Raw genomic sequence first — 25,003 nt, 5'->3', positions numbered from 1 at the left:
AAAGTGCAGACGCACTCGCTCACTCGCTGGTGTAGGAGCGGTGCGCCCGGGGTATGGATGAGTGCCGGGGCGGTGTCGCTGGCCGTGATCATGACCCTGGGGCTGCTGGTGATCATCGGCGTGCGTGGGCTGGGTCACTTCTGGCCGGCTGAACTGGTGGAAGGCGTGTACAGCGTGCCGGGCCAGCCGGTAGAAACGGTCATCGGCGAGGTGGTCGAGCACGAACAGGTGCCGCGCGAGCGTCTCAAGAGCGCGGGGCTTCCCGTCGCGGGGACGGGAGCGGAATTCCTGACCCGTGAGCTGATCAAGGTCGGCAATCGTGACATCAACGGCAGTGATTTCCAGTGGATCGTTGGCGATTGGCTGGAGCACAAGCGCACGCCACCGGAACTGATGACCCTGGAGCGCCGGGAGTGGGGCAACTTTTACGGCCGTCTGCTCGACGTCAAGGAAGGCGGCCAAACCGTCGCCCAGGGGGCCGAGGCCTGGCCGCAGTTGCAGCAACGCATCGAGCGTGTCCGGGCCTTGAGCGATGAGCTCGAGCACTTGGAGAAGAACGAGATCGGAGGCATCAACGCGCAGCTCGAACGCTTGCGCCTGCAGGGCCGCAAGCTGGAAATGGCCGGCAAGCTGGATGCCGCCGCCCAGGCGGATCTGGAGTCCGAGCGTGGTGAACTGCAAGGGCGGTATCGCGATGTCGAGACGCAATTGGTGGCGCTGCATGCCCAGATCAACCGTGACAGCCTGACCGCCCAGGACGCCAACGGTCGCGCGATCGAGATTCCACTGGGCAAAGTGGTACGCGCGACACGGCCCAATGCCATGAGCACCTGGACGAAATCGGTGCAGTACTGGCGCAATATCTGGGCCTTTCTCAGCGAAGATCCGCGGGAGGCGAACACCGAGGGCGGCGTGTTCCCGGCCATCTTCGGCACGGTGATGATGACCCTGATCATGGCCATGATCGTCACCCCGTTTGGCGTGCTTGCGGCGGTCTACCTACGCGAGTACGCCCGCCAGGGCCTGGTCACGCGGCTGATCCGCATTGCCGTGAATAACCTGGCGGGTGTGCCGGCGATCGTCTACGGCGTGTTTGGTCTTGGTTTTTTCGTTTACGTTCTGGGCGGTTCGCTGGACCGGCTGTTTTTCCCCGAGGCCCTGCCGGCGCCGACCTTTGGTACCCCGGGTCTGCTATGGGCGTCGTTGACCCTCGCCCTGCTGGCGGTGCCGGTGGTCATTGTGGCGACGGAGGAGGGCCTGGCACGTATCCCGCGCTCGCTGCGCGAAGGCTCGCTGGCGCTGGGCGCCACGCAGTCCGAGACACTGTGGAAAATCGTCCTGCCCATGGCCAGTCCGGCAATGATGACGGGCATGATTCTGGCTGTGGCCCGGGCGGCTGGTGAAGTGGCTCCCCTGATGCTGGTGGGCGTGGTGAAGATGGCGCCGTCACTGCCGGTGGACGGCAATTACCCGTATCTGCACCTGGACCAGAAAATCATGCACCTGGGCTTTCACATCTACGACGTGGGCTTTCAGAGCCCGAACGTCGAGGCCGCACGACCGTTGGTGTACGCCACCGCGTTGCTGCTGGTGCTGGTGATTGCCCTGCTCAACCTGTCGGCGGTGGCCCTGCGCAACCACCTGCGTGAAAAGTACAAGACGTTGGAGGATTGATGGACATCAACCGAGCCCGTGGTATCGGGCGCTACAAGCCGGTCCGCAGCATGGAAGAGGAGACTGTGGCCATCGAGGTGCCCGGCCTGAACCTGTTCTATGGGGCCAAGCAGGCCTTGTTCGATGTCGCCTTGAATATCCCCAAGCAGCGCGTGACTGCGTTTATCGGGCCCTCTGGCTGTGGCAAGTCGACCCTGTTGCGCACCTTCAATCGCATGAATGACCTGCTGGATGACTGCCGGGTGGAAGGCGCCATCAACCTTGAGGGCCGTAACATCTATGCCCGCGGTGAAGATGTCGCCGAGTTGCGTCGCCGCGTGGGCATGGTGTTCCAGAAGCCCAACCCGTTTCCCAAGACCATCTACGAGAACGTGGTGTACGGCCTGCGTATCCAGGGCATCAACAAGAAGCGCGTGCTGGACGAAGCCGTTGAGTGGGCGTTGCGGGCTGCAGCGCTGTGGGATGAGGTCAAGGACCGTCTGCACGACTCGGCGTTGGGCCTTTCCGGTGGCCAGCAGCAACGCCTGGTGATCGCTCGCACCATTGCGGTGGAGCCCGAAGTGCTGCTGCTCGATGAGCCGTGCTCGGCCCTTGATCCGATTTCCACCCTCAAAGTGGAAGAGCTGATCTACGAATTGAAATCCAGGTACACCATTGTGATCGTCACTCACAACATGCAGCAGGCGGCGCGCGTATCTGATTACACGGCCTTTCTGCACATGGGCAAGCTGGTGGAGTACGGCAATACCGACACCCTGTTTACCAACCCGACGCTCAAGCAGACCGAGGATTACATCACCGGTCGCTATGGCTAGAAGCAGCGGTGAGCTGTGAGCTTCAAACCGCTGACTGAACGGGTTGGCGGTGAGTTTTGATCAACTTATATCAACTTGCAGCGTGAAGCTTGTAGCTCAACGCTGTTGCGGAGCGACCATGATCGATAAAGACAGCCTCACCCATCACATTTCGCAGCAATTCAACGCCGAACTCGAGGAGGTGCGCAGCCACCTGCTGGCGATGGGCGGGCTGGTCGAAAAACAGGTCAACGACGCAGTGACCGCACTGATCGAGGCTGACTCGGGCCTGGCTCAGCAGGTGCGGGACGTGGATGACGAAATCAACCAGATGGAGCGTAACATCGACGAGGAGTGCCTGCGCATCCTCGCTCGCCGCCAGCCAGCGGCTTCGGACTTGCGCTTGATCATCAGCATCTCCAAGTCGGTCATCGATCTGGAGCGCATCGGCGACGAGTCGACCAAGATTGCTCGCCGCGCTATTCAGTTGTGCGAAGAGGGCGAATCTCCCCGTGGCTATGTCGAGGTTCGTCACATCGGCGATCAGGTCCGCAGCATGGTCCGCGATGCACTGGACGCCTTCGCCCGCTTCGATGCCGACCTGGCGCTGTCGGTGGCGCAGTACGACAAGACCATCGATCGGGAATACAAGACCGCCTTGCGCGAGCTGGTTACCTACATGATGGAAGACCCGCGCTCGATCTCTCGCGTATTGAACGTGATCTGGGTTCTGCGCTCGCTGGAACGCATCGGCGACCACGCCCGCAACATTTCCGAGCTGGTGATTTACCTGGTGCGCGGTACTGACGTCCGTCACTTGGGCCTCAAGCGCATGAAAGAAGAAGTGCAAGGCTTCAGCGATAGCGCTAATGTTCTCCCGCAGGCGGACGATAAATAAGACTGCCCCGAGAAAGAAATGCCCGGCTCAGCCGGGCATTTGCGTTTTCGCGGGTACGAATTTTCGTGGCCCGCGCGCTGACAGCAGCAGCGAGGGAGAAACATTCCCGGTGAAGCTTGGCGTAGAGCGATCCGTTGGCGGTATGCTGGCCGGGAACTTCAGGAGTGGTCGATGAGCAAGATCAGTGTATTGGTGGTGGATGATGCGCCCTTCATTCGCGATCTCGTGAAAAAGGGCCTGCGTAATGCCTTTGCGGGCATGCAGATCGAAGACGCCGTCAATGGTCGCAAGGCTCAGGCGCTGATGATGCGCGAAACCTTTGATCTGGTTCTCTGCGACTGGGAAATGCCGGAAATGTCCGGTCTCGAGTTGCTCAGCTGGACGCGTCAGCAAGATCACATGAAAACCCTGCCGTTCATCATGGTGACCAGCCGCGGCGACAAGGAGAACGTGGTGCAGGCCATCCAGGCCGGTGTCTCCGACTTCGTGGGCAAGCCGTTCACCAACGAGCAGCTGCTGACCAAGGTCAAAAAGGCGCTGCACAAGGTCGGCAAGCTGGAAGCCGCCATGGCCGGCGCGCCGGTACGCACCCAGACCGGCCTGGCTAACGAATCCCTGAGCGCTCTGACCGGTGGCAAGCCGCAGACGGCGGCGGCTTCGCGGCCGACCCCCGGCGCTGCGCCAGCGCCGACACGGGCCGCCCCTGCCGCCCCGGCTTCAGCGAGCCCAACGGGTCGCGGTCAAGGCCAGCTGCGTCTGTCCAGCGGCACCCAGGCTTGCGTCATCAAGGCTCTGAGCCTCAAGGAGGCGTTGTTGGTGGTCAAGCGCGGTGAAGTCTTGCCGCAGATTCTCGACGCTGCGGTATTGGACCTGGAGCAGGGCGAGAACGACGAAACCGCACGCCTCAACGGCTACTTGCACGCCATCTCGGCGTTCGAGGCCAAGCCGGACAGTGACTGGCTGCAACTGACCTTCAAGTTTGTCGATCAAGATGCGCAGAAACTGGACTACATCTCCCGGTTGATCGCCCGTGGCACGGCGCAGAAGCACTTTGTGCCGGGTGCCTAGGGTTACCTCCCAAAGAGGGCGGGCACTGGTGTTGGTCTGCGGATTTTTTGCGGGCCACCTCTACGCCGCGCCGATCTACAAGTTCACCGACGCCAACGGCGTGGTCAATTACACCGACCGGCCGACCCCTGGTGCGAAGGTCCTGATCTTTCAGGACCGAATGGTCGAGCACCTGGAGCAACAGGTGCACCTGGACATCAAGCGCAACGGCTCGGACACGGTCTTTACCGCCCGCAACGAGCTGTATGCGCCGGTGGAGGTCGAGCTCGACCTCAAAGGGGTGAAGAACGCGCAAAGCATCGCGGTCGCCAATATCCGCCGAGTGGTCGCGCCCCGTTCCAGCCTGGACCTGACCAGGCTCACCGCCGAGAAGCCAGGCCAGCCGGTTGGTTATAGCCAGCAATTTCGCTATGCCCTCGGCGACCCCGGCCAACAGCCGACGGCTTATGCTTATCCGTTACCGTGGGTGGGTGGGCCGTTCCGTGAAAGTCAGGGGCCGAACGGCAAGTTCAGTCATTTTACGCCCAAGTCCCGCTATGCCATCGACATCGCCATGCCCCGAGGCACGCCGATCATCGCGGCGCGAGCCGGGGTAGTGGTCAAGGTCGAGAACAATCAGCCGGAAGGGGCCAGTGAGGCGTCAGGAAACTTCGTCCGGGTGCTGCACGACGACGGCACCATGGGCGTCTATCTGCACCTGTCACAGGGCTCTGTGCATGTCAGTGAAGGCCAGCGGGTCGAGGTAGGCTCGCCGCTCGCGCAGTCAGGCAATACGGGGAACAGCAACGGCCCGCACCTGCATTTCGTCATTCAGCGCAACGTCGGCCTGGCGCTGGAGTCTATTCCGTACGACTTCAACCAGCCGATAGGCAGCTTGCCCGGCGTCGCGCTGGGCAAGAAATAGCGCTGGTTCGGTCAGTCGATCTTCAGCACCTTGGCCAGCACGATTTTCGGGCCCTTCATCTTCTTGATGATGATGCGCAGGCCTTCGACCTCCAGCACCTCTTCTTCCTCGGGCACCCGCTTGAGGGTGTCGTAGATCAGGCCGGCCAGGGTTTCGGCCTCGATGTGGTCCAGGTCGACGCTCAGCAACCGCTCGACCTTGAACAGCGGGGTATCACCGCGCACCAGCAGCTTGCCGGGCTGGTAGGCGAGAATGCCGCGCTCGGTCTTGCGGTGCTCGTCCTGGATATCGCCCACGAGTACTTCCAGCACGTCTTCCATGGTCAGGTAGCCGATGATCTTGCCATCGGCTTCCTCGACCAGCGCAAAGTGTGCGCCGCCTTTGCGGAACTGCTCCAGCAGCCGGGACAGCGGCATATGGCGCGAGACACGCTCCAGGGGACGAGTCAGCTCGGCCAGGTTGAACGACTCGGGCAGGTGATCCAGTGCGGCCAGCTCCAGGAGCAGGTCCTTGATGTGCAGCAGGCCGACGAACTCGCCGCGCTCGGTGTCATACACCGGATAGCGGCTGAATTTGTGCCGACGGAACTTGGCGAGGATCTCCTTGAGCGGCGCATTGAACTCCAGGGTCACCAGGTCTTCACGGGAGTTGGCCCAGTCGACCACTTCAAGTTCACCCATCTCCACCGCCGACGCCAATACGCGCATTCCTTGGTCGCTGGGGTCTTGGCCACGGCTGGAGTGCAGGATGAGTTTCAGCTCGTCGCGGCTGTAGTGGTGCTCGTGATGAGGGCCGGGCTCGCCTTGGCCGGCGATGCGCAGAATGCCGTTGGCGCTGCTGTTGAGCAGGTAGATGGCCGGGTACATCGCCCAGTAGAACAGGTACAGCGGCACCGCCGTCCACAATGACAACAGTTCGGGTTTGCGGATCGCCCACGACTTGGGTGCCAGCTCGCCGACCACGATGTGCAGGTAGGAGATGACGAAGAAGGCGCTGAAGAACGAAACACCCTTGACCACTTCTGCCGACTGCACGCCGAGGGTTTCCAGCAACGGTGCCAGCAGGTGAGCGAACGCGGGCTCGCCGACCCAGCCCAGGCCAAGGGAGGCGAGGGTGATACCCAGCTGGCACGCCGAGAGATAGGCGTCCAGTTCACTATGAACGGTCCGCAGAATACGGCCGCTCCAGCCGTTCTTCTTGGCGATGGCCTCGACTCGTGTCGAGCGTAGCTTGACCATGGCGAACTCGGCAGCAACGAAGAAGCCGTTGAGCAAGACCAGGATCAGAGCAAAGAGAATCATGCCGAAGTCGGCGAAGAACGACGCGAGGGTATAGCCAGGGGAAGGGTCCATGATGGAGTTTTACGGGTTCCGTTTACTGAGAGACAAGAAGGATTTCGCTGCCTGAGTTGTAGGCAATGGTCATGCAATGTAGCGATTGCATCGTCGATTGCCTAGTCCAGTGCGCCATCCTGGGTAACAGGATATGTCCGACTGGCCAATTGCGCGGTCGCGAAGTGGCAGGTAAAGGTGCTGCCGTGGCCGGGCACGCTGCTGATCTCCAGTCGCCCGCGGTGGCGCATCAGCACGTGTTTGACGATGGCCAGGCCCAGCCCGGTGCCTCCGGTGGTGGAGGCGCGGCTGGAGTCGACGCGGTAGAAACGCTCGGTCAGGCGGGGTAGATGCCGCGCCTCTATCCCAGGGCCGGAATCCTGCACGCTGAGATGGGCGCCTTGAGTGTCGGCCCACCAGCGAATACGGATCCGCCCTTCGGCCTGGGTGTATTTCACCGCATTGAAGATCAGGTTGGAGAATGCACTGCGCAGCTCTGACTCGCTGCCCTTGAGGCGTACCCCAGGGGCCGCCTCCAGCGCTATCTCATGGTTGCCGGCAGCCGAAAGCGCCTGGGCGTCGCTGACCACCGTGGCCAGCAGTCGATCGATGGCCACTGGCTGATTGTCGGAGGGGTAGTCCGTGGCTTCGAGCTTGGCCAGCAGCAGCAGGTCGTTGAGCAGGGACTGCATGCGATTGCCCTGCTGCGACATCTGCGTCAGTGCGCGGACCCAGCGCGGATTGACGTCTTCGACGTTGTCCAACAGTGTTTCCAGGTAGCCGGCGATCACTGTCAGCGGCGTACGCAACTCATGGGAGACGTTGGCAATGAAATCTTTGCGCATCTGCTCCAGCTGATGGATGCGTGTGACGTCGCGCACCAGCATCAGGTGTTCGTTGTTGCCATAGCGAGTGATGTGCAACTGCAGGCGGATACGGTCGTTGGTGGGCGAGGGGATTTCCAGCGGTTCGAGAAAATGTTCTTGCTCGAAGTATTCCTTGAAGCGCGGATGGCGGACCAGGTTAGTCACCGGTTGACCCCCATCCTGAGGGGACTTGAGGCCCATCAGGGTTTCGGCGGCGCGGTTCCACCATTCGAGGTTACCGTCGGTGTCGAGCATGATCACCGCATCCTTGAGGGCGGCGGTGGACTCCTGGATGCGGTCGATCACCGCCTGCATCCGGCCCCGTACCCGTTGGTCGCGACGTTGTAGGTGATAAATGCTATCGAAGACATCGCCCCACAGACCGTGGCCGTCAGGGGGCGGCTCATCGGGTTTGCGTTCACGCAGCCAGTCATGCAGGCGCAGCAACTGTTTCAGGGTCCAGGCCAGGTAAAGGCCCAGGCCGATCGCCAGGCAGGCGCCGTAATGCCCGCTGATCAGGCCCACCAGCAGGCAGGCGCCGACCAGCAACGCCAGATGGCGAATCAGGGTGCCTCGCCAGTTTCGATTCAATTGACCCGCGTCCTTTCCAGATAACATCCACTGACAGCATCAGGCCGCTGACCGCCTGCGCCGTGTCAGCTTTTGGTGGAGAAACGATAGCCAGTGCCGCGTACCGTCTGTACCAGGCTCTCGTAGGCATCGCCCAAAGCCTTGCGCAGGCGGCGGATGTGCACGTCAACGGTGCGTTCTTCGACGTAGACATTGCCACCCCACACCTGGTCGAGCAACTGGCCACGGGTGTAGGCGCGCTCTTGATGGGTCATGAAGAATTGCAGCAAGCGATATTCGGTCGGGCCCATTTCAGCGGGCTTGCCGTCGATGGTCACGCGGTGGCTGATTGGGTCCAGCAACAGGCCGCCGACCTCGATCGGCGCTTCACCGTCGCTGGGGCCGGCCCGGCGCAGCACGGCCTTGAGCCGTGCAACCAGCTCACGAGGCGAGAACGGCTTGGTGATGTAGTCATCGGCACCCACTTCCAGGCCCTGGATCTTGTTGTCTTCCTCGCCCTTGGCAGTGAGCATGATGATGGGGATGTCCCCCGTCAGCTCGTCACGTTTGAGCCGCCGGGCCAACTCAATACCCGAGGTGCCGGGCAGCATCCAGTCGAGCAGGATCAGGTCCGGTTTACGGTCGACGATGATGGCGTGGGCCTGCTGCGAGTTTTCGGCCTCCAGGCAGTCATAGCCAGCCATTTCCAACGCGACGGCGATCATTTCGCGAATGGGCGCTTCGTCGTCAACGATCAGAATGTTTCTGCCAACCATGCTCAGCTCCTGTGGATCGAGAGTGCTGCGGTTCCAGGTTCCTGTGAAAAATGAGGCCCGGGAATCGTTTGCTTGCGCCGCATTAGATAACGGAATTATTGCAGTCGTGTGACAACTGTCGCGCAGCCTATCAAGTAACGCACTGTGGACTAAGCTTTTGCCTTCATACACAAGAACAGGAATATCCAATGACTCGCAACACGCTGACCTGGATGACCCTCGCTGCTGCCCTTGCTTTACCCAGTATGGCTCTTGCAGACGGCCCCGCGATGATGAGCGGCGATGCCATGGTGGACCACAAAGGCATGGCGCTCTATACCTTCGACAAGGATGCTCCGGGCAAATCGAACTGCAACACCACCTGCGCCGATAACTGGCCACCCTTGATGGCCATGTCCACGGACCACCCCACCGGCATGTGGACCATTGTCAAACGGGACGACGGCATGATGCAGTGGGCATACGGCGGCAAGCCGGTCTACACCTTCGCAAAGGATGCCTCGCCTGGCGATATGAAAGGGGATGGGATGAAGGATGTGTGGCATGTGTTGAAGGGGATGTAGGGACCCCGATCGCGGGCTCCTGCCAACAGCGCGCAGGAGCCCACGAGCAGACTCACCGAAACGCGTAATCCGCGACGATCCCCAGAAAGATCAGCAGCCCCGCCCAATGGTTGTGCAGGAAGGCCTTGAAGCACGCCATGCGCTCACGGTTGCGAGTCTGCCAATACTCCCAGGCAAAGCACAGCGTTGCGCCCAGCAGGCCCAAGTGGTACCAGCCGCCCAGCCCGAAGCTGTTCCCGGCCAGTAACAGGAAGACCAGTGCCAGCCCTTGCAGCATGGCGATAATCAGACGGTCATTGCGGCCGAACAGGATGGCCGTGGACTTGACGCCGATCTTCAGATCGTCGTCGCGGTCGACCATGGCGTAATAGGTGTCGTAACCCACCGTCCACAGCAGATTGGCGATGTACAGCAACCAGGCCACTGCGGGCAGGTGGCCGGTCTGAGCGGTGAACGCCATGGGCATCCCCCACGAAAACGCGGCACCCAGCACCACCTGGGGTAGATGGGTATAGCGCTTCATGAACGGATAACTGGCCGCCAGGATCAGGCCGCCCAGGGACAGGCCGATAGTGGCGGCATTGGTGCAGAGCACCAGCACAAAGCTCATAGCCACCAGCACGGCAAAGAAGACCAAGGCTTCGCGGGTGGTGATCCGTCCGCTGGCCAAGGGACGCTGCTCGGTGCGCTTGACGTGACCATCGACCTTGCGGTCGGCCACGTCGTTGATCACGCAGCCGGCCGCGCGCATCAGTATCACGCCCAGCACGAAAATGATCACATTGGCCAGGCTCGGATGCCCCGCACCGGCGACCCACAGAGCCCACAGCGTGGGCCACAGGAGCAGGTAGATACCGATTGGCTTGTCCACCCGGGTCAGTTGGACAAAGTCCCACGCCCTGGGATGCAGGCGGTTGAGCGACTTGAGGACCCGCTGGTACATCAGGGCTTGGCCGGCGGGAACATCAGGGCGCCCCAAAAGCCCGTCAGGAAGACTTCGGCCACCAGCAGATGGGTCTCGTCGCGATCGAAGCGCGAGCGCCGAGCCCACAGCCCTTCGACCTGATGGGTCTCGGGCAACCATTGTGAAGGGTATTGGCAGATTTCGATGGGGCCGCGGAGAAACGCCGAGTTGTCGAACAATAAATCGCCCAGGGAGCGGTTGCCGAGCGCGGGCAGTTCCAGATCAGTGGCCTCCGCAGCTTGCCGAGCGGTCACGGTGCGGGCGAATACCCACGGCGTATCGACGCCGCACAACAGCACTTCCCGGGCCCAGCCCGTGCTGCCGGCGGGCAGTTCGAGGGCTTCGCACTCGTCTGCGCGCAACACCTCGAAGCCTTCTTCCAGTACTTGGATTGCGAATCGGCCACCGGCCAGATCCGTCAGCCGCCTCGTCAAAGAACCCTCGTCGAATAACCAGTCACGGGCACCGCGATGAACCGTGGTGTCGTTTTGCTCGAGCCACAGGGGCGAGGACGTTTCGAAGAATTCTGCTGGCACGGTAATTAGGCATTTTGTGGCCAAAGGAGCGAAGAGCTTATCATGGTTGGCGCGTGGTTTTGAGCCGTGACTGGCAAGCCTGAATGACGTGTGACTTGCATCCTGAGTGTGCGATCAGTACAAAACGCGCTGAGCCGGTCGACAGCGCTGTATCCATGATCGACCGCCGTCCTGCCTGATACGTTTGAGGAAGTGTGTAATGAAAAAGTGGCAATGCATTGTGTGCGGTCTGATTTATAACGAGGCCGATGGCTGGCCGGACGACGGCATTGCCCCGGGCACGCTCTGGCAGGACGTGCCGGAAGATTGGTTGTGCCCCGATTGCGGCGTCGGCAAGATGGACTTCGAGATGATCGAGATCGGCTGATCGCCCCTTCCTGCGGCCATTTGGCGTAAATAACCGGCCTTCTGTCGCAATCCCCCTTACAGGCTTGATACAAACGCCTCCCCGCTACTGGCGCCGGCTTTGTCGGCGTGCCATTCTCACTCGGTCTGCCGCGGGTTAGAGCCTGCGGAGCGTCAAGCCCTGCTGGGAAGAGCAGTGCGGACATAAAAACAAAAAACCGTCAAAGAGGTTCTCTCACATGCGTAAACCAGAACTCGCCGCTGCAATCGCTGAAAAAGCGGATCTTACCAAGGATCAGGCCAACCGAGTGCTCAACGCCGTACTGGAAGAAATCACGGGCGCGCTGCACCGCAAGGACAGTGTGACGCTGGTCGGCTTCGGCACCTTCCTCCAGCGCCACCGCGGTGCTCGGACCGGGAAAAACCCGCAGACCGGCGAGCCGGTGAAGATCAAGGCGAGCAACACCGTTGCGTTCAAGCCCGGAAAATTCCTGAAAGACAGCGTGAACTGATCGACTCCACGCATCACCGGTTTCACCGAAATGGGCGCGCCAGACGGCAGCGCCCATTTTGTTGTCCGGGGCTGCTAACATCCGAGCTTTTTCGAGGGGTGTACATGAAGTTCCGCTTATTGCTGTGGGCCATGGGCTGGCTGATGGCCCGAGCCAGTCGTCAAAACCCTGCATTTCAGCAACAACTGGTGGATCGCGACCTGGTGTTCCAGCTGCAGACCCTGGATGGCAAGGTCGCTCGACATTTCGTCGTCAAGGACATGCGCATTCGCAGCCGCAGCGGCACCGTTCCCCAGCCCGCTTTTGCGATTGCCTTCAAGGATGCCGCCTTCGGTTTTGAAACCTTGCAGGCCAAAAACAAGCAGTTGGCGTTCATGCAGGGCATTCAGGACAAGACCATCCAGATCAAGGGCAATCCGGCACTGGTGATCTGGTTTCAGGGGTTGACCAAGTACCTGAAGCCGAAGAAACCGAAGAGCGCCTGACAGTTCACTGCAGGGCCGAGCTTGTTGGCAAACGGGTCGCCCCACCGTTCAGCCGGGCAATCAAGGAGGCCCTTTCCCGAGCACGCTCGGTTCTGAAGGGCCTGGCAGACATCGCATCGATCAAGGCAGAATCAAGCCACCCGCCGCCTTGTGCAGCGCCCGCAGATGGTCGCCTACCAGCGTGATGTTTTCTTCGTTGGCGGCCATCTCCCGGGCCCGCGCAGGCGTCAGCAGTGCACGCACTTCCTTGTCCAGCTCCACGCTCAATTTCTGCAGGGTTGCCTGCCGGGACGTGCTTTCCGATTCCAGGCGATGCCACTCGTTGGCCTGCGGCAGACCGTAACCCCCACTGTCGAGCAGTTCGGCAGGGCGACTGAGGAAACCGCTGTTGGCCAACAGCGCCTGCAAGGTCTTGTTGGCGTTGGCCATCCCGCCGTTGGCTTGGCCGCGCGCCCCCAGGTACTTCTGCTTGACCTCTTCCTGAGCCAGCAGCAGTTGGCGCCGGAAACTGGCCTGCTCCAACAGCAACAAGGCGGCGCTGGCTCGCAGATCGGCTTGGGCAAACCAGGGGCGGCGCTCTTCGGGTGTCTGCCCCAGCCAGTCCTCGACGGTCTTCTGCTTGACCGGCAGGCGCTGTTTGACGATCTCGAACATGGCCTGGTAGCGGTCCCGGTAGGAATCGAAATGGTAGCCGCGGCGCAGCGCCTCGCGGTGATCATCAAGCACGCTGCCGTCGGCCAGCCCTCGGGCCTCAAGGACCTCGAGCAGGCCGTTAGGGGTGATGTTGTCCAGTGCTTGCAGGCGCGGATCGTCGGTCCCGGCACGCAGCAGCTTGAGGGTTTCGACCGCGCAATTGTTGGATACGAAGTAGTAGCTGCCGTCATAGCTCCAGTGCATTTCCGCCGAATGGCGCACCAGTGACTCGATCTGCTCGCGAGTCAGCTTGAGCGGCACCGAGGCCAGCCCACGTAGCTCGGTCTTGGTGTACTCGTCAATGACCTGGCTCAGGGGCAGCACGAACAATCGCGATGGATAGGCGCCGTTCAGCCCACCCCAGGTCGAGAGCTGCACATCGTTGACGAAGGCGCGATAGGACAGCACCAGGCTCTGGTCCAGGTCCAGTCGGCAGTCCGGGCCGCGCGGCCGGCCCGGTGCACAGATCACCAGACGCAGCATCGAGTGGCCCCAGCGGCTGACCCAGTTCTGGTTGGCCTCGGCCAGCAGGTAGTCGACTTCATAGACGCGCTCGGGGTCGATCTTGCCCAGCGGTGTCTTGCCGAAGTCGCTGCCGGCATTGACGAAGGGCAGCTCGTGAGGGCATTGCTGCGGGTTGGGAGGCGCCCAGCCGAAGTGGTTCTTGTAATAGGCGTACAGGCCGGGACGTCGGCACGGGTAGGCAGGGTCGAGGAGAAAGTACTCCATGTTGACCGCGGCGAACTCCAGTGGATTGGTGATCTCGTAGATGTCCGGGCTGCGCACGATCTGACGATTCTGCTCTTCGCGTTCGCCCCGTTTGCCCACACGTTGTGGCCAACCGGCGAGGTCAAGCAAGCGGGGGTCATCACTGAGGGTAAATTGCCGATCGACCTGCCCGCGGCAGTTGTCGGGCAAGCCGACCAGTCCGGTATTGGAGGCCTGCCGCGTGCAACGGGCGATCAGCCGACGCTGGTCCTCGGGCCACAGGCGAGCGCGGTCGTAAATATGGGTGACTTCGTGCAGCACCGTCGCCAGCAGCTCTGCGCGCACCGTGCCGTGGGGTCGATGGGTGAGGGTGCTGGCCGCGCTGCCATCCGTGAGGCTGCCGAGGAGCTTGCGGTTGAGTTCAAGGCTGGACACGGGTGAGGCTTCGCCATAGGCGTTGTCCGGCATATTGCTGGACCAGTTGACGGCGATGCGCCGGTCCAGCCGCGCGACGAAGCTGGGCGGCAGGCGGGTCATGGCTTCGTCAAGCAATGCCTGGCTGGCCTGGCGCTGGGCCGGGCTGAGGTCGCTGCCTTGCAGATCCAGTTGCAACCCGGCGAACGCCGGGCTGCCGGTCAGCAGTAGACTGCAGGCAAGCAGCCAGGCACGCCATGGCCTCACAGTGCGAGGATGGCTTCGGCGAGATCCTGATCGCTGGCATTGCGAGCTTCGGGCAGGCGGGCACGCAGGGTGTTGAACGCGGCGTCCAGTTGCGCCCCGTGGATGTCACCGGCGCTGGCGACGTAGCTGGCGGCGTCGTCATGGGCTTCGCGTACGACCTTGGAGTCGCGTACCGAAGTGGTGGTGTCGGAGGTGAAATTGATCGAGCGGCCGAATGCGCGAACGATAATGTTACTGGTCTGCTCCAGGGTGTGCGCCTGGGCCACGTCGGTCAGTACTAACAGGCCGAGAGCGGCGGCGATCAGCGGGGTACGCATTGCATGTCTCCAGAAGGAACGTAGGTTTATTGAACGAGGATTGCCTGGGCCAGCTCAAGATCGCTGGCTTGCAGACCTGGATGGGCATTGCGCAGATAAGCCAATGCCGACTCCAGTCGTGCCGAGCGCATCTGACCGTCACTGGCCACAAACGCCGCCGCATCGTCCTGTGCGGCAAGTACTAACTTTCTGTCGAAGGGGGCCGTCGTCACCTGGCTGGTGACGTAGCCAGTTGCCACAAGACTCTGAGTACTCAGGTCGAAGGCCAAGGCTGGCCCGGTCCAGCAGATGACAAACAGCAAAGGCAAATAGCGCATGATACGTCCGGCCGAAAAAACCAGCGGCCAAGGCTAGCGGAACCGCCCGGTCAGGACTATAGCGCTGTGCCAGATGTCGCAATTTTCATACAAATACGTGCGAAGCCTGATCAGCTCGCGAGAATAGCCTGAGCCAGTTGGCCGTCGGTGGCTTTGCTCTGCGGCATCTGCTGACGCAGGTAGGCCAGCGCGCTTTCCAGTTTGGCGCCGCGGATCTCGCCATTGCTGGCGACGAAACTGGCTGCATCGTCTTTGGCGGCCTGGACGATCTTGTTGTCGTGCAGTGACGACGAAGCCTTCGAGGTGGCGCGGCTCGACGCATCCACGGCGTCGACAATGGCGTTGGTGGTCACGACGAAACTGGATGCATGGGCATTAGAGGCCAGGGCAAGCAGCAATGCTGTGCCGAACAGGCGGGAACGACGCATGGAAACTCCTGGATTCTAAGGACAAAGAGTGATGGTACAGCGCCATAGGTGCGCTTGTCCGTCTTGGGCAACCGAGTTCAGACAATGTCATGAAGCGAAGTTCCCCTCTACTCAAGCTGTACCTGTCGAAATAAAAATTCTTATAACTGTAATGGTCTTGATTTGACCCGCCGCGCTTGTCTGAGCCCGACACGAAAAAAAACCCGTCAGCGTTGCCACGACGGGTTTCTTGAATTCGGTTGCTGGCGGTAAAGCACGTAGCCTAAAGCCAGCGGGGTGTTGCAGGTGTTTCCACACGTTTTGCTACAGCGACGTGCCTTAGCGCCAGAACGGCTTGCTCAGCTCTTCGAAACGCTGCGATTCGCTGATACCGGCATCTGCCAGCAGGCGAGCATCCAGACGCGCCAGTTGATGGCGGCTGGAGAGGCGGCGCTGCCAAAGCATCAAGTTGGCCAGAACGCGCAGCGGCAGAGCGGATTTTGACGAAACAGAGCTGTCTTGAAAAAGCGAGTCGGAACTGAGGGTACGTTCCATGGTGTACATCCTTCCGCTTATGGCGGGATTGAGGAGTGGTTTGTCTGGAGCTAATGATCCTCCTCAAGCGAGCTTTTCCCTATACACAGTTCACTTGTATTGCGATGCTCCAGTTAAGTGTTTTGCACCACTGTTTGACCTGTTATTGACCAAACTGTATGGGTCTGCGCCCAAGTGGTGCATTTTTGCTGAGTGGCGTTAGAACGATGAGGGGAAAACTCAGGTTTTCACCAGTACAGAAGTACAGTTTTATAAAAATTCAGCCATGAGCCGTCCGTCGTCACAAACTGTATTGCAGCGATCTGTCCATCGGCGAGATTACAGGGCAAGCATATATCCGGTTTCTTCGAGGTTGCTGTGCCAGGCCAGTGCATCACGCAGCAGGTGTGGTGTGTGCCCGCCACGGACGCAGGCGGCCTCGAAGTAGTCCTGCAAGGCTGTGCGATAGCTGGGGTGCACACAGTTGTCGATGATCACCCGCGCCCGCTCTCGGGGGGCCAGGCCGCGCAGATCGGCCAGGCCCTGTTCGGTCACGAGGATGTCGACGTCATGCTCTGTGTGGTCGACGTGGCTGACCATGGGCACCACGCTGGAGATCGCACCGCCCTTGGCGATGGATTTGCTGACGAAAATCGCCAGGTGGGCGTTGCGGGCGAAGTCACCCGAGCCACCAATGCCGTTCATCATGCGAGTACCGCATACATGCGTGGAATTGACGTTGCCATAGATGTCGAACTCCAAGGCCGTGTTAATACCGATAATGCCCAGCCGGCGAATCACTTCGGGGTGGTTGGAGATCTCTTGGGGACGCAGCACCAGCCGGGATTTGTAGCGGCTGAAATCGGCGAACACTTCGGCATGCTTGCTGGCTGACAGGGTCATCGAGCTGCCGGAAGCGAAGCTCAACTTGCCGGCGTCGAACAGGTCGAAGGTCGAGTCCTGGAGGACTTCGGAATACATGGTCATATCGTGGAAGGGCGAGTCCAGCAGGCCGTGCATCACAGCGTTGGCGATGGTGCCGATGCCGGCCTGCAACGGCATCAGGTTGTTCTCCAGGCGTCCGGCGCTGACTTCGCTCTTGAAAAACTCCACCAGATGACCGGCGATGGCCTGCGTATCTGCGTCCGGCGGCAGTACAGTCGAGGGCGAGTCGGTTTGATTGCTGATGACAATACCAACGATTTTTGCCGGGTCGATCTGTACTGCAGTGTTGCCGATCCGTGAGTCGGCCTTGAGCACCGGGATAGGCAAGCGCGTGGGCCGGTAGCTGGGGATATAGACGTCGTGCAGACCTTCAAGCTCCAGCGGCTGGGCCAGGTTGATCTCGACGATGACCTGTTTGGCAAGGATGGCAAAGCTCGCCGAGTTGCCGACGGAGGTGCTGAGTACCAGATGGCCCTCCGCAGTGATGGCCACGCATTCGATGACGGCCAGATCCACCGCCTTGATCTGTCGGTTGCGCAGTTGCTCCACGGTGTCGGACAAATGCTGGTCGATGAACATGACCTGACCGTCGTTGATGGCGCGACGCAGTGTGCTGTCCACCTGGAACGGCATGCGCCGGGCGAGAACCCCGGCTTCGGTCAACTGCTTGTCCAGGTCGTTGCCCAGGCTGGCGCCGGTCATCAGGCTGATCTGCAGCGGATGCAGTCGGGCACGGACGGCGAGGGCCTGAGGCACGGCCTTGGCTTCGCCCGCGCGAGTGAAGCCGCTCATGCCGACAGTCATGCCATCTTCGATCAGTGCGGCGGCATCAGCTGCCGTCATGATTTTGCTGTGCAGGGATGCGAGGCGAATACGGTCTTGATACATGGGAGTGTCTCGGTCTCAGGAAGCCAGCTGGAGAGTCTAGAGAGTTCGAGCGGGGCGGGGCCTTGGACCAAGGTCGTAACGGCGGGGGGCAGGGGGTAAAACAGTTTTACGGATACCGTAAGAAAACAGCACTGTGAGAACGCGCGAAGCCCGCGAAAACATCACCCCTCATCAAGAAGGGGTATGCCATCGCGGGCTTCGCGTGTGTGTGGCTGTCGAGGCGTTATTCCACTGCCTTGACCATGTCCTCGATCACTTTCTTGGCGTCACCGAACACCATCATGGTTTTGTCGAGATAGAACAGTTCGTTGTCCAGCCCTGCATAGCCGCTGGCCATGGAGCGCTTGTTGACGATGATGGTCTTGGCCTTGAAGGCTTCCAGGATCGGCATGCCGGCAATCGGCGACTTCGGATCGTTCTTTGCCGCCGGGTTGACCACGTCGTTGGCGCCCAGCACCAGCACCACATCGGCCTGGCCGAACTCGGAATTGATGTCGTCCATTTCGAACACCTGATCGTAAGGCACCTCGGCTTCGGCCAGCAGCACGTTCATGTGGCCGGGCATGCGACCTGCGACGGGGTGGATGGCGTACTTCACTGTCACGCCCGCATGGGTCAGCTTCTCGGTCAGCTCCTTGAGCGCATGCTGCGCTCGGGCCACGGCCAGGCCGTACCCAGGCACGATGATCACGGTGTCAGCGTTGGTCAGCAGGAAGGTGGCGTCGTCAGCCGAACCGGATTTTACCGGACGGGCCTCTTTCGCGCCTGCGGGGCCAGCATCGGCCACGGCACCGAAACCGCCGCCGATCACGTTGAAGAACGAGCGGTTCATCGCCTTGCACATGATGTACGAGAGGATGGCACCGGACGAACCGACCAGGGAGCCTGCAATGATCAACATCGAGTTGTTGAGTGAAAAGCCGATGCCGGCTGCTGCCCAGCCCGAGTAGCTGTTGAGCATCGACACCACCACCGGCATGTCGGCACCACCGATCGGGATGATCAACAGCACGCCCAGTACGAAGGCCAGCGCCAGCATGATGCCGAAGGCCTCGTAGCTGCCGGTGAACATGAAGGTCAGCCCGCACACCAACGCGCCCAGGCCAATCGCCAAGTTCAGCTTGTGCTGGCCTGCGAACTGTACCGGTGCACCCTGGAACAGGCGGAACTTGTACTTGCCCGAGAGCTTGCCGAAGGCGATGACCGAACCGGAGAAGGTGATCGCGCCAATGGCCGCCCCCAGGAAGAGCTCCAGGCGGTTGCCGGTTGGGATGGCGTCGCCCAGTTGCGCGACGATCCCCAGGGACTGCGGTTCAACCACAGCAGCGATGGCAATGAACACGGCGGCCAGGCCGATCATGCTGTGCATGAAGGCCACAAGCTCGGGCATCTTGGTCATTTCGACACGCTTGGCCATGATCGAGCCCACGGTGCCGCCCACCAGCAGGCCGACGATGACATGGCCGATGCCGGCCGTGGCACCACCAGCGCCGACGGACATAGCCGCCAACTTGTAGATCAGGCCGACAGTGGTCAGCACCGCCAACGTCATGCCGATCATGCCGAAGAGGTTGCCGCGCCGCGATGTGGTCGGGTGCGACAGCCCCTTGAGCGCCTGGATGAAGCACACGGAGGCGATCAGATAAAGGAGAGTAACCAGGTTCATGCTCATTGTTTGGCCGCCTCATCCTTCACTTTTGGAGCTTTTTTCTTGAACATTTCCAGCATCCGCCGGGTGACCAGGAAGCCACCGAAGACGTTGACCGCCGCCAGCGCGACCGCCAGGGTGCCCATGGTCTTGCCCAGCGGCGTCACGGTCAGCGCCGCCGCCAGCATCGCGCCGACGATGACGATGGCCGAAATGGCGTTGGTCACGGCCATCAGCGGAGTGTGCAGCGCGGGTGTCACGTTCCAGACCACGTGGTAGCCAACATAGATGGCCAGCACGAAGATGATCAGGTTGTAGATGCCGTGAGAAATCAGCATGTCTTCCATTGTTGTTATCCTCAGCCGTTCTTGCGGATGACCTGATGGTCGCGGCACATCAAGCATGCGGCGACGATGTCGTCTTCAAGGTTGATCTGGAACTGCGCGTCCTTGTCGAACAGCAGCTTCATGAAGTCCAGCAGGTTGCGGGCATACAACGCCGAGGCGTCTGCACCGACCTGAGCTGGCAGGTTGGTCGGGCCGACAATGGTCACGCCGTTGCTGACAACCACTTCATCAGCCACGGTCAGTGGGCAGTTGCCACCTTGCAGGGCGGCCAGGTCGATGACCACCGAGCCCGGCTTCATCTGTGCCACGGTGTCGGCGCTGAGCAGCGTCGGCGCCTTGCGGCCGGGGATCAGCGCGGTGGTGATGACGATGTCGGCCTGTTTGGCGCGCTCGTGTACGGCCAGTGCCTGGCGTTGCATCCAGGTGGCTGGCATGGGGCGCGCGTAACCGCCGACACCGACGGCGCACTCGCGCTCTTCATCGGTCTCGTAAGGGACGTCGAGAAACTTGGCGCCAAGGGATTCGATCTGCTCCTTCACCGCCGGACGCACGTCCGAGGCTTCGATGACTGCGCCCAGGCGCTTGGCCGTGGCGATGGCCTGCAGGCCCGCTACGCCGGCACCCAGAATGAGGACGCGAGCGGCCTTTACGGTGCCGGCGGCGGTCATCAGCATGGGCATGAAGCGGGGATAGTGGTGCGCGGCAAGCAGCACGGCTTTGTAGCCGGCAATGTTGGCTTGCGACGACAACACGTCGAGGCTCTGCGCGCGGGATGTCCGCGGCGCGGCTTCGAGGGCAAAGGCGGTGATACCGCGCTCGGCCATCCGGGCAATCACGTCGTTGTTGAACGGGTTGAGCATGCCCACCAGCACAGTGCCGGGGTTGATCAAGCTCAGCTCGTTTTCATAGGGTGCGTTGACCTTGAGGACCAGTTCGGCCGCGAATGCATCGCTGGCGCTCCCGATGGTAGCTCCGGCCGCTTCATAGGCGCTGTCAGTCACGCTGGCGAGTACGCCTGCGCCACTCTGGACAGTGACCTTGTGCCCTTGGCCGATCAATTTCTTGATGGTTTCCGGGGTGGCGGCAACCCGTGTCTCGCCCGTTTGTGTTTCGAGAGGAACACCAATGTGCACGTCAATTCTCCTGCGTGATCTTGTTGAATTAACCAGCGAGCTGCGGATGGTTCGCTGGGGCGCCGATCAGCACGACACCGCCTGACTACAGGCGGGGCGCGGCATTTTGCAGGCCTTTTACGGGGGGGTTCAAGAAGATATGACGCGTGACGGATAATTAACTACAAGTCACCCTGTGACCCTTTGACGCACAATGAGCGCTCAAACCCCTGTACTGTAAGGCTTTGAGTGCCTCGATGGTGGTATAAATAAATTTCCGTGGTTTGTTACAACTTGGCCGCCCAAGTACCTGGGAAATGGCTACAGAGCCCGCCCACTGGTGCCTGTAGCGAATTTCGAACACATGCAATACAGTTTTCCTGTATGCGCCATAAAGTTATATCTGTAGGTTGTTTTTTATTCTGACTACAGGGTCAGGTAACGCTTGTCCCCCGGTAAATCCGGGCAAATAGGCCGCTGCCTGAACGAGCAGCCATTGCCGGAATGCGGCCAGAGAGGCAGATTCGACCTTGCGGTCAGGCACCATGAGGTAATACGCCTTGTCGCTGTGCAGTGGCTGGGGGTTGGCGATCACCAGTCGCCCTACGGCCAGCGGCTCGAAAATCAGGAAGGGCGGGATCAGCGCCACGCCCATTTCGTGCATCGCCGCCTGCGCCAGCATCGAGAAAAGTTCGAGTCGCGGGCCGGTCATGTCGCGGGGGACGCTGATTCCCTGGGCTCCGAACCACTGGCGCCAGGCATAGGGGCGGGTGCTCTGCTGCAGCAATGGCAGTGCTGCCAATGCCTGGGGTGAGAGGAGCGTCTGTTCTCCCAGCAGGCTGGGACTGCACACCGGAACCGGGCTCTCGTCCATCAGCCGCCAGGACTGGGTACCCGACCAGTCGGCATCGCCAAAATAGACAGCCGCGTCAAACTCGGTGTCGGCAAACAGAAAGGGCCGGGTGCGGTTGGTCAGGTTGATGGTGACGTCGGGGTGCAGCGTCTGAAAATCCCTCAGGCGTGGGAGCAACCACTGTGTACCCCAGGTAGGAACGACTGCCAATTCCAGGGTACTGGCCCCTTGCTGTCCCATGACCGACAAGGTGTCGCGCTCCACGGCATCCAGTTGAGCCGCGACGCGACGGCTATAGGACAGGCCCGCCTCGGTCAGGACCACTCCGCGGCGTGAGCGTCGAAACAGGTCCACGTTGAGGAACTCTTCAAGACTGGCGATCTGTCGACACACGGCACCTTGGGTCAAGGAAAGCTCCTGGGCTGCCTTAGTGAAGCTTTCGTGGCGTGCAGCGGCTTCGAAACAGATCAGGCCAGTCGTGCTGGGGATCTTGCGACGCATGTGTGGACCTCACTCCAGCCGACGTGCAAGCGGCGAAATAGTTGTTATCGAGTGAGAAACTAGCACAAGTGGGTGCGAAATCCTCGTTTGTGTGATCTCCGGAGCGGGCCTAGCATTTAGAGACTGTCTGCCCCGATCCGAGGATTCGCTCATGAGTGACAAGGCCCGCTTCAATTGGATTGATCCCCTGCTGCTTGATCAGCAACTCACGGAAGAAGAGCGCATGGTGCGCGACAGTGCCGAGCAGTTCGCCGCTGATAAGCTGGCGCCCCGTGTGCTGGAAGCCTTTCGCCATGAGCACACCGATCCGGCGATTTTCCGCGAGATGGGTGAGGTTGGGCTTCTGGGTGCAACCATCCCCGAACAATATGGCGGCAGCGGCCTGAACTACGTCTGCTACGGGCTGATTGCACGTGAGGTCGAGCGGGTAGACTCTGGCTACCGTTCAATGATGAGCGTGCAGTCGTCGCTGGTGATGGTTCCCATCAACGAGTTCGGAACCGAGGCGCAGAAACAGAAGTATCTGCCCAAGCTGGCGTCGGGCGAATGGGTTGGCTGCTTCGGCCTGACCGAGCCTGACCATGGCTCAGACCCGGGCAACATGCTCACTCGGGCGCGCAAGGTCGATGGCGGCTACCGTCTGAACGGCACCAAGATGTGGATCACCAACAGTCCCATCGCCGATGTGTTCGTGGTGTGGGGCAAGGACGATGCCGGCGACATTCGCGGCTTCGTGCTGGAAAAAGGCTGGCAGGGACTGAGCGCTCCGGCGATCCATGGCAAGGTTGGTTTGCGGGCGTCTATCACTGGCGAGATTGTCATGGACAACGTCTTTGTGCCGGAAGAAAACATATTCCCTGACGTGCGCGGCTTGAAGGGGCCCTTTACCTGCCTCAATTCGGCGCGCTACGGGATTTCCTGGGGGGCGCTGGGAGCGGCGGAATTCTGCTGGCACACCGCTCGCCAGTACACCTTGGATCGTCAGCAGTTTGGCCGTCCGTTGGCGGCGACCCAATTGATCCAGAAGAAGCTCGCCGACATGCAGACCGAGATCACTCTGGCGCTGCAAGGTTGCCTGCGCCTGGGGCGGATGAAAGATGAAGGGACGGCGGCGGTGGAGATCACTTCGATCATGAAGCGCAACTCGTGCGGCAAGTCCTTGGACATCGCGCGGATGGCGCGGGACATGCTCGGCGGGAACGGTATCTCCGATGAATTCGGTGTGGCTCGCCATCTGGTCAACCTGGAAGTGGTCAATACCTATGAGGGTACCCACGATGTCCATGCCTTGATTCTGGGGCGCGCACAGACCGGTCTGCAGGCCTTCTATTAATAGGCGGTAAGGTATGGGAGCGCTGTCGCATCTTCGCGTGCTGGATTTGTCCCGGGTGTTGGCGGGTCCTTGGGCAGGGCAGATTCTGGCCGACCTGGGTGCCGACGTCATAAAGATCGAGCGGCCAGGCAAGGGGGATGATACCCGTGAGTGGGGGCCGCCTTTTCTGCGTGGTGCCGATGGCGAGGACACCACTGAGGCGGCTTATTACTTGTCGGCCAATCGGAACAAGCGCTCGGTGACGATCGACTTCACTCAGGCGGCGGGTCAGAGGTTGGTAAGTGATTTGGCCCTGCAGTCGGACATTCTGATCGAGAACTTCAAGGTGGGCGGGCTGGCGGCCTATGGGCTGGACTATGCCGCGCTCAAGGTAATCAACCCGCGGCTCATCTATTGCTCGATCACCGGCTTTGGTCAGACGGGGCCCTATGCAAAGCGCGCCGGCTATGACTTCATGATCCAGGGGCTCGGCGGATTGATGAGCCTGACCGGGCGTGCCGATGGCGAGGACGGCAGCGGGCCGGTCAAGGCGGGGGTGGCATTGACGGATATCCTGACCGGGCTCTATTCCAGTGTGGCCGTGCTGGCAGCACTCGCTCATCGAGATCGGACTGGAGAGGGGCAGCACATCGACATGGCGTTGCTGGACGTCCAGGTGGCCTGCCTGGCCAATCAGGCAATGAATTACCTGACCACGGGCATCGCACCCCAGCGGCTGGGTAACGCGCACCCGAACATCGTCCCTTATCAGGACTTCCCCACGGCCGACGGTGACTTCATTCTTACGGTAGGCAATGACGCTCAATTTCGGCGTTTTGCCGAAGTGGCGGGCCACCCACATTGGGCTGGCGATCCGCGCTTCCGTACCAACGGGTTAAGGGTGGCGAACCGGCTGGCGTTGATACCGCTGATTCGCCAGGCCACGGTGTTCAAGACTACAGCGCAATGGGTCAGTCAGTTGGAGGCGGCAGGGGTGCCGTGCGGACCGGTCAATGACCTTGCCCAAGTGTTTGCAGATCCCCAGGTGCTGGCGCGAGGATTGCGGGTGGAGCTTCCCCATGGGCTCGCGGGGAGTGTGCCGCAGGTGGCGAGCCCGTTGCGGCTCTCCGAGAGTCCGGTGGAATATCGCAGCGCGCCACCTTTGCTCGGTGAGCACACCGAGGTGGTGCTGGCGCAGCTGCTGGGCTTGACTGGCGAGCAGGTGGTGCAATTGCGGGAGGCCGGGGTGGTCTGAGGGCTACCTATATAGAGAGGGAAAATGACATTTCCGGCCGATTTGCCAAATAACGGAAACAGGGGGTTGACGGCCCTGTAGATCTCTCTATAATTCGCCCCACTTCCGGCGCAGACGAAACGGAAAACCTCTTGTAAATCAAGAAGTTAACCGAAGTAAGCAGCGAGGTAGGGTTTCGATGTCGGTTCAGTCCGAAGTC

26 protein-coding genes are annotated in these 25,003 nt (G+C 61.0%); 11 read left to right on the top strand and 15 right to left on the bottom strand.

Annotation, left to right across the window (positions count from 1 at the left end):
* Positions 1–3 precede the first annotated feature (3 nt).
* The 5 genes from pstA (at position 4) to HB675_RS09355 (ending at position 5,338) form a co-directional block, all read left to right on the top strand.
* The gene (pstA, locus tag HB675_RS09375; RefSeq protein WP_213877981.1) at positions 4–1,674 is read left to right on the top strand and encodes a phosphate ABC transporter permease PstA; all 1,671 of its coding nucleotides are present in this window, start codon (positions 4–6) and stop codon (positions 1,672–1,674) included.
* On the top strand, positions 1,674–2,489 hold the full coding sequence (gene pstB, locus HB675_RS09370) for a phosphate ABC transporter ATP-binding protein PstB (protein ID WP_213877979.1): 816 nt from the start codon (positions 1,674–1,676) through the stop codon (positions 2,487–2,489). The genes pstA and pstB overlap by 1 nt, the downstream gene beginning before the upstream one ends.
* A 118-nt stretch (positions 2,490–2,607) precedes the next feature.
* Positions 2,608–3,366 carry a phosphate signaling complex protein PhoU gene (gene phoU / locus HB675_RS09365; protein WP_213877977.1) on the top strand — a complete coding sequence of 253 codons (759 nt, stop codon included), beginning with the start codon at positions 2,608–2,610 and terminating at the stop codon, positions 3,364–3,366.
* A 171-nt stretch (positions 3,367–3,537) separates the two neighbouring features.
* On the top strand, positions 3,538–4,434 hold the full coding sequence (locus HB675_RS09360; RefSeq protein WP_213877975.1) for a response regulator: 897 nt from the start codon (positions 3,538–3,540) through the stop codon (positions 4,432–4,434).
* A gap of 25 nt (positions 4,435–4,459) precedes the next feature.
* Positions 4,460–5,338, top strand: a complete 879-nt coding sequence (locus HB675_RS09355; RefSeq protein WP_256737513.1) for a M23 family metallopeptidase — start codon at positions 4,460–4,462, stop codon at positions 5,336–5,338.
* Positions 5,339–5,349: 11 nt separating this feature from the next.
* Here the strand turns inward: HB675_RS09355 and HB675_RS09350 are convergent, their stop codons facing one another.
* The 3 genes from HB675_RS09350 to phoB all read right to left on the bottom strand — a co-directional run bounded on the left by HB675_RS09350 (position 5,350) and on the right by phoB (position 8,881).
* On the bottom strand, positions 5,350–6,690 hold the full coding sequence (locus HB675_RS09350; RefSeq protein WP_213877971.1) for a hemolysin family protein: 1,341 nt from the start codon (positions 6,688–6,690) through the stop codon (positions 5,350–5,352).
* A 101-nt stretch (positions 6,691–6,791) separates the two neighbouring features.
* Entirely contained in the window at positions 6,792–8,153 is a 1,362-nt protein-coding gene (gene phoR / locus HB675_RS09345) for a phosphate regulon sensor histidine kinase PhoR (RefSeq protein WP_213877969.1), read from the bottom strand.
* 38 nt (positions 8,154–8,191) lie between these two features.
* Positions 8,192–8,881 carry a phosphate regulon transcriptional regulator PhoB gene (gene phoB, locus HB675_RS09340; protein ID WP_213877967.1) on the bottom strand — a complete coding sequence of 230 codons (690 nt, stop codon included), beginning with the start codon at positions 8,879–8,881 and terminating at the stop codon, positions 8,192–8,194.
* A 188-nt stretch (positions 8,882–9,069) separates the two neighbouring features.
* On the opposite strand from phoB, the gene HB675_RS09335 reads away from it, so the two are divergent.
* Complete coding sequence (locus tag HB675_RS09335; RefSeq protein WP_213877965.1) at positions 9,070–9,444, top strand: hypothetical protein; 375 nt, start codon at positions 9,070–9,072, stop codon at positions 9,442–9,444.
* Between the two features lie 52 nt (positions 9,445–9,496).
* Here HB675_RS09335 and ubiA read toward each other — a convergent pair whose 3' ends face one another.
* Both ubiA and HB675_RS09325 read right to left on the bottom strand, forming a co-directional pair.
* Positions 9,497–10,387: a 4-hydroxybenzoate octaprenyltransferase gene (ubiA, locus tag HB675_RS09330; protein ID WP_213877963.1), complete on the bottom strand. Its 891-nt coding sequence runs from the start codon at positions 10,385–10,387 to the stop codon at positions 9,497–9,499.
* Positions 10,387–10,944 (bottom strand): chorismate lyase, encoded by a 558-nt coding sequence (locus tag HB675_RS09325; protein WP_213877960.1) that lies wholly within the window; start codon positions 10,942–10,944, stop codon positions 10,387–10,389. Before HB675_RS09325 ends, ubiA begins: the two co-directional genes overlap by 1 nt.
* Before the next feature lie 199 nt (positions 10,945–11,143).
* Between HB675_RS09325 and HB675_RS09320 the strand changes: the two genes are divergently transcribed.
* The 3 genes from HB675_RS09320 (at position 11,144) to HB675_RS09310 (ending at position 12,286) form a co-directional block, all read left to right on the top strand.
* Complete coding sequence (locus tag HB675_RS09320) at positions 11,144–11,311, top strand: rubredoxin (RefSeq protein ID WP_002555879.1); 168 nt, start codon at positions 11,144–11,146, stop codon at positions 11,309–11,311.
* Positions 11,312–11,528: 217 nt separating this feature from the next.
* Positions 11,529–11,801, top strand: a complete 273-nt coding sequence (locus tag HB675_RS09315; RefSeq protein ID WP_213877959.1) for an HU family DNA-binding protein — start codon at positions 11,529–11,531, stop codon at positions 11,799–11,801.
* Positions 11,802–11,905: 104 nt separating this feature from the next.
* Entirely contained in the window at positions 11,906–12,286 is a 381-nt protein-coding gene (locus tag HB675_RS09310; protein ID WP_213877957.1) for a helicase, read from the top strand.
* 120 nt (positions 12,287–12,406) lie between these two features.
* Here the strand turns inward: HB675_RS09310 and HB675_RS09305 are convergent, their stop codons facing one another.
* The 10 genes from HB675_RS09305 to HB675_RS09260 form a co-directional block, all read right to left on the bottom strand.
* Positions 12,407–14,368: a DUF4105 domain-containing protein gene (locus HB675_RS09305; RefSeq protein WP_213877955.1), complete on the bottom strand. Its 1,962-nt coding sequence runs from the start codon at positions 14,366–14,368 to the stop codon at positions 12,407–12,409.
* Positions 14,365–14,685 (bottom strand): DUF2388 domain-containing protein, encoded by a 321-nt coding sequence (locus HB675_RS09300; protein ID WP_213877954.1) that lies wholly within the window; start codon positions 14,683–14,685, stop codon positions 14,365–14,367. Before HB675_RS09300 ends, HB675_RS09305 begins: the two co-directional genes overlap by 4 nt.
* A 26-nt stretch (positions 14,686–14,711) precedes the next feature.
* A complete protein-coding gene (locus tag HB675_RS09295; RefSeq protein WP_213877952.1) occupies positions 14,712–15,002 on the bottom strand; it encodes a DUF2388 domain-containing protein in 291 nt (96 codons plus the stop codon).
* A 110-nt stretch (positions 15,003–15,112) separates the two neighbouring features.
* Entirely contained in the window at positions 15,113–15,430 is a 318-nt protein-coding gene (locus tag HB675_RS09290; protein ID WP_213877950.1) for a DUF2388 domain-containing protein, read from the bottom strand.
* A gap of 318 nt (positions 15,431–15,748) precedes the next feature.
* Positions 15,749–15,964, bottom strand: coding sequence for a DUF1127 domain-containing protein (locus HB675_RS09285; protein ID WP_213877948.1), 216 nt, complete (start codon positions 15,962–15,964; stop codon positions 15,749–15,751).
* Between the two features lie 318 nt (positions 15,965–16,282).
* Positions 16,283–17,776 (bottom strand): acetyl-CoA hydrolase/transferase family protein, encoded by a 1,494-nt coding sequence (locus HB675_RS09280; protein WP_213877946.1) that lies wholly within the window; start codon positions 17,774–17,776, stop codon positions 16,283–16,285.
* A 223-nt stretch (positions 17,777–17,999) separates the two neighbouring features.
* Complete coding sequence (locus HB675_RS09275) at positions 18,000–19,448, bottom strand: NAD(P)(+) transhydrogenase (Re/Si-specific) subunit beta (protein ID WP_213877944.1); 1,449 nt, start codon at positions 19,446–19,448, stop codon at positions 18,000–18,002.
* Positions 19,445–19,771, bottom strand: a complete 327-nt coding sequence (locus HB675_RS09270; protein WP_213877942.1) for an NAD(P) transhydrogenase subunit alpha — start codon at positions 19,769–19,771, stop codon at positions 19,445–19,447. The genes HB675_RS09275 and HB675_RS09270 overlap by 4 nt, the downstream gene beginning before the upstream one ends.
* An 11-nt stretch (positions 19,772–19,782) precedes the next feature.
* The gene (locus HB675_RS09265; RefSeq protein WP_213877940.1) at positions 19,783–20,904 is read right to left on the bottom strand and encodes a Re/Si-specific NAD(P)(+) transhydrogenase subunit alpha; all 1,122 of its coding nucleotides are present in this window, start codon (positions 20,902–20,904) and stop codon (positions 19,783–19,785) included.
* 376 nt (positions 20,905–21,280) lie between these two features.
* Positions 21,281–22,237: a LysR family transcriptional regulator gene (locus tag HB675_RS09260; RefSeq protein ID WP_213877938.1), complete on the bottom strand. Its 957-nt coding sequence runs from the start codon at positions 22,235–22,237 to the stop codon at positions 21,281–21,283.
* Between the two features lie 151 nt (positions 22,238–22,388).
* On the opposite strand from HB675_RS09260, the gene HB675_RS09255 reads away from it, so the two are divergent.
* Both HB675_RS09255 and HB675_RS09250 read left to right on the top strand, forming a co-directional pair.
* Positions 22,389–23,570 (top strand): acyl-CoA dehydrogenase, encoded by a 1,182-nt coding sequence (locus HB675_RS09255; protein ID WP_213877936.1) that lies wholly within the window; start codon positions 22,389–22,391, stop codon positions 23,568–23,570.
* Positions 23,571–23,583: 13 nt separating this feature from the next.
* Positions 23,584–24,804, top strand: a complete 1,221-nt coding sequence (locus tag HB675_RS09250) for a CaiB/BaiF CoA-transferase family protein (protein ID WP_213877934.1) — start codon at positions 23,584–23,586, stop codon at positions 24,802–24,804.
* Positions 24,805–25,003 lie beyond the last annotated feature (199 nt).

Source organism: Pseudomonas sp. dw_358 (genome assembly GCF_018449655.1).
Lineage (GTDB): Bacteria > Pseudomonadota > Gammaproteobacteria > Pseudomonadales > Pseudomonadaceae > Aquipseudomonas.
The sequence above is the reverse complement of the archived record's forward strand: the minus strand, read 5'-3'. Positions and strand labels throughout refer to the sequence as shown.